The organism is Actinocrinis puniceicyclus, assembly GCF_018283645.1.
Taxonomy (GTDB): Bacteria; Actinomycetota; Actinomycetes; order Streptomycetales; family Catenulisporaceae; genus Actinocrinis; species Actinocrinis puniceicyclus.
This window is the reverse complement of the sequence record NZ_JAGSXH010000242.1, coordinates 1-3,468: the sequence shown is the minus strand read 5'-3', so window position 1 is coordinate 3,468 and position 3,468 is coordinate 1. Positions and strand designations below refer to the sequence as shown.

The following is a 3,468-nucleotide window of genomic DNA, read 5'->3' as shown; positions in this document are numbered from 1 at the left end:
CTTCGGCTGCCGGCGACGCCGAAACCACCCAGCCCAGCGACACACGAACCGGTGAACTCCCCACCAAAGTCACCCCGACCAGCAACCAACCGAAAGAGGGCTTGCGCACCGAAAAACCGACAGTCTCCCACCGGTGCCGCGCACCGTCCCGGTGCGCCTGCCCGCAACCGCCCCGGCCGCGATGAAGGCGGCGAAGAAGACCACGCCCCGCAACCGCAGGAAGGGAGGCGACTGACCCGTGGCCACCCGCCGCATCGACCCCGACGACGACCTGCACCCGGTCCCGGTCACCGCCGACCTGGAGATCGAAGACAAGATCCTGGGCCCGTTCACCGCCCGCCAGGCCGCCTACCTCGCGTCGGCCGCACTCGTGCTCTGGCTCGGCTACAGCGCCCTGAAACACCTCGTCCCGCTGCCGATGCTCGCCCTGGCCGCGCTCGTGCTCGGCGGCGCGTTGACCGTCGCGGTCACCACCACACGCGACGGTCTCACCCTGGACCGATACCTGCACGCCGCCCTGCGCCACCACCGCACCCCCCGCCGACGCGTCACGACGACCGGGGCCGACACGGTGCTCGGCGAAGGGCTCGCACCGCTCGATCTGCCGGTCGGCGACGTGCACGAACCCGGCGTGCTGGACCTGGGAGAACACGGCGCGGCGGCGCTCGTGGAGTGCGGCACCGTCAACCTGGCCCTGCGCTCCGGGACAGAGGCCAACGCTGTGCTCGGCGCGTTCGCCCGCGCCCTGAACGCGATCAACGGCCCGTTCCAGTTCACGGTCACCGCCCACCGCATCGACCTGACCGCCGCCGCGGACCACTGCGAGCAGACCGCGGCCGGCCTGCCGCACCCGCTGCTGGAAGCCCGCGCCCGCGAGCACGCCGCGTTCCTGCACCAGCTGGCCGACACCACGCAGCTCACCGCGCGCCGGGTGCTGCTCGTCGTGCGCGAACCCGGACCGCTCCCCGCCGCCGCGGTCACCGTCGCGCACCGCGCCGCCCAGGCCGCGCAGCTGCTCGCCGCCTGCGGCATCGACACCCGCGTGCTCGACGCCGGGCAGGCCACGGCCGCCATCACAGCCGCCTGCGACCCGCGGCGCGACCGGCATCCCGCGCGCCTCGCCCCACCCACCAGCCCGGTCCGGCTCGCCACCGGACACCACGCCCAGGAAGGACCCGATCCGTCATGGCACTGATCCGTACACCACGCAGGACACGATCCGAGGGGCCGCCGGCCGGGTCGTGGTTCGGTCCCGGCGGCGTCGAGGTGCACGCCCGGCACCTGGAGATCGACGGCGTGCACGCCGCGACCGTGACATTGACCGGCTACCCGGCGGAGGTGCTGCCCGGCTGGCTGGAGGCCATATACACCTACCCCGCGCGGATCGATGTGGCCATCCACGCCGAACCTGTCGCGCCGCTGGCGGCTGCATCCCGGCTGCGCAAGCAGCGCGCCCGCCTGGAAGCCGGACGCCGCGGCGACGCCGATCGCGGGCGCCTGGAAGACCCCGTGATCGAGGCCGCAGCAGCCGACGCCCAGGACCTGGCGCACCGCGTCGCCCGCGCCAGCGCGAAACTGTTTCGCGCCGCGATCCACCTGACCGCCTACGCCGACAGCCTTGAGGAACTCGAGCAGGTCCTCGCCGAGATCAAGGGCCTGCTCGCCGCGCAACTCGCGACGCTCACCCCGGCCACCTTCCGGCAGATCGAAGGCTGGACCGCCACACTTCCGGTCGGCATCGACCCTCTCGGCCCCGCCCGCACCCTGGCCACCGAGGCCTTGGCGGCGTGCCTGCCGATCGCCTCCCCGGACCTGACCCGCCTCGACCACGGCGACGGCGGTGACGCAGTGGGCGGGGTGCTGTGGGGGCTGAACACCGCCACCGGCAACCCCGTCTTCTGGGACCGCTGGACCCAGCAGAACCACAACAGCGTCATTCTCGGCGCCTCTGGCGGCGGCAAGTCCTACCTGGCGAAAACCGACCTGCTGCGCGAGCTGTACCAGGGCACCACCGTCAGCGTGATCGACCCCGAAGGCGAATACGCCTCACTGGCGCAGGCGGTCGGCGGCACCGTCGTCGCCCTCGGAGCCCCGGGCGTGCGCATCAACCCCCTCACCCTGCCCGACCCCGCGTCAGCCGGCCCGGACGCCCTCACGCGCCGCGCCCTGGACCTGCACGCCCTCGTCGGCGTCCTGGTAGGCGAGAAGGACGCGGACGAGGGCCGCGCCGCCCTGGACCGCGCCACCCTCACCGCCTACCGCGACGCGGGAATCACCCCGGACCCGCGCACCTGGACCGCACCCGCCCCCGACCTCTCAGCCGTCATCAAGCTGATGCGCGAAAGCACCGACCCCGCCGGACAGCGGCTCGCGGCGCGACTGGATCCGTTCGTCGCCGGCGCACACGGCGGACTGTTCGACGCCCCCACCAGCCACCGCCTCGACACCCACCTGACCGTCTACACCCTGAACGGCCTGCCCGAGCAGCTGAAGACCGCCGCGATGCTGCTGATCCTCTCCGAAGTGTGGGGGCAGGCCGGCACCGCAGACGGGCACCGTCGCATGGTCCTGATCGACGAAGCCTGGCTGGCGATGAAGGACCCGGTCGCCGCCAGGTTCCTGTTCCGCCTGGCCAAATCCGCACGTAAACACACCCTCGCCCTGGCGATGGTCACCCAGGACGCCGCCGACGTCCTCGGCACGGAGCTCGGCGCCGCGGTCGTCGCCAACGCCGCCACCCAGGTCCTGCTGCGCCAAGCGCCACAAGCCATCGACGCCGTCGCCGACGCCTTCCACCTCTGCGCCGGCGAACGCGCGTTCCTGCTCACCTGCCCGAGAGGCCACGCCCTGCTCACCGCCGCCGACGGCTCCAAGGCCACCTTCGCCTCCCTCGCCGAACCAGACGCCGCGAATCTCCTGCACACAGGCATCGCCACCTGAACCGGACACACCTGACCGCCCACACAGCACCCATGCTTCGTAAGGACCTGATTCCCGTGTGTTTGATCGATGCCCCGACGCCCCCTGCTGTACCGCGCCTGCCCGCCGTGTTCCGTGACCCGCAGGCCGTTCTGCAGCACCTTGAGACGTTCCTGCACGCCTGGGCGCTGCCCCTCTTCGCTGCGATCAGTACGTGCATGGCGGCGTACGCCGCGGCCGGAGTGTTGATCCGCGCCCGCCGTAACCGGGCCTTCGCCGACGACGCTCGCGTCATCGACATCTCGGCGCCACCTGAGGCTGCGCTCTCCGGTGGTCAGGCTCTGTGGGCGAACCTGCTCGGCCTGCACCGGCCCCGCCTCGCCCGGCTGCTGCACGGCCAGCCGCACCTCGGCTTCGAATACGGGTGCGGCTCCTTGAGGGTGCGTGTTCGAGGTCTGTGATCTCGGGCGATTGCACGCTGCTGATCGTCACAGAGGGCTCCTTTCCGCTACGTTCCTGCTTGCTGACGGCAAGAAACGAGGGAAAGGA

General features: G+C 71.9%; 3 protein-coding genes. All 3 read left to right on the top strand.

Going from position 1 to position 3,468, the window contains the following annotated elements:
* Window positions 1-238: 238 nt before the first annotated feature.
* The 3 genes from KGA66_RS28345 to KGA66_RS28335 are packed head-to-tail and all read left to right on the top strand — an operon-like array spanning window position 239 to window position 3,380.
* Complete coding sequence (locus KGA66_RS28345) at window positions 239-1,195, top strand: PrgI family protein (RefSeq protein ID WP_211472556.1); 957 nt, start codon at window positions 239-241, stop codon at window positions 1,193-1,195.
* A complete protein-coding gene (locus KGA66_RS28340) occupies window positions 1,186-2,940 on the top strand; it encodes a VirB4 family type IV secretion system protein (protein WP_211472554.1) in 1,755 nt (584 codons plus the stop codon). The genes KGA66_RS28345 and KGA66_RS28340 overlap by 10 nt, the downstream gene beginning before the upstream one ends.
* Window positions 2,941-2,996: 56 nt before the next feature.
* Window positions 2,997-3,380: a hypothetical protein gene (locus tag KGA66_RS28335; RefSeq protein ID WP_211472552.1), complete on the top strand. Its 384-nt coding sequence runs from the start codon at window positions 2,997-2,999 to the stop codon at window positions 3,378-3,380.
* Window positions 3,381-3,468 lie beyond the last annotated feature (88 nt).

What these genes read in the sequence shown, in the direction of transcription:
- KGA66_RS28340 (WP_211472554.1), top strand. Translation starts at nt 1,186, where the DNA reads ATGGCACTGATCCGTACACCACGCAGGACACGATCCGAGGGGCCGCCG.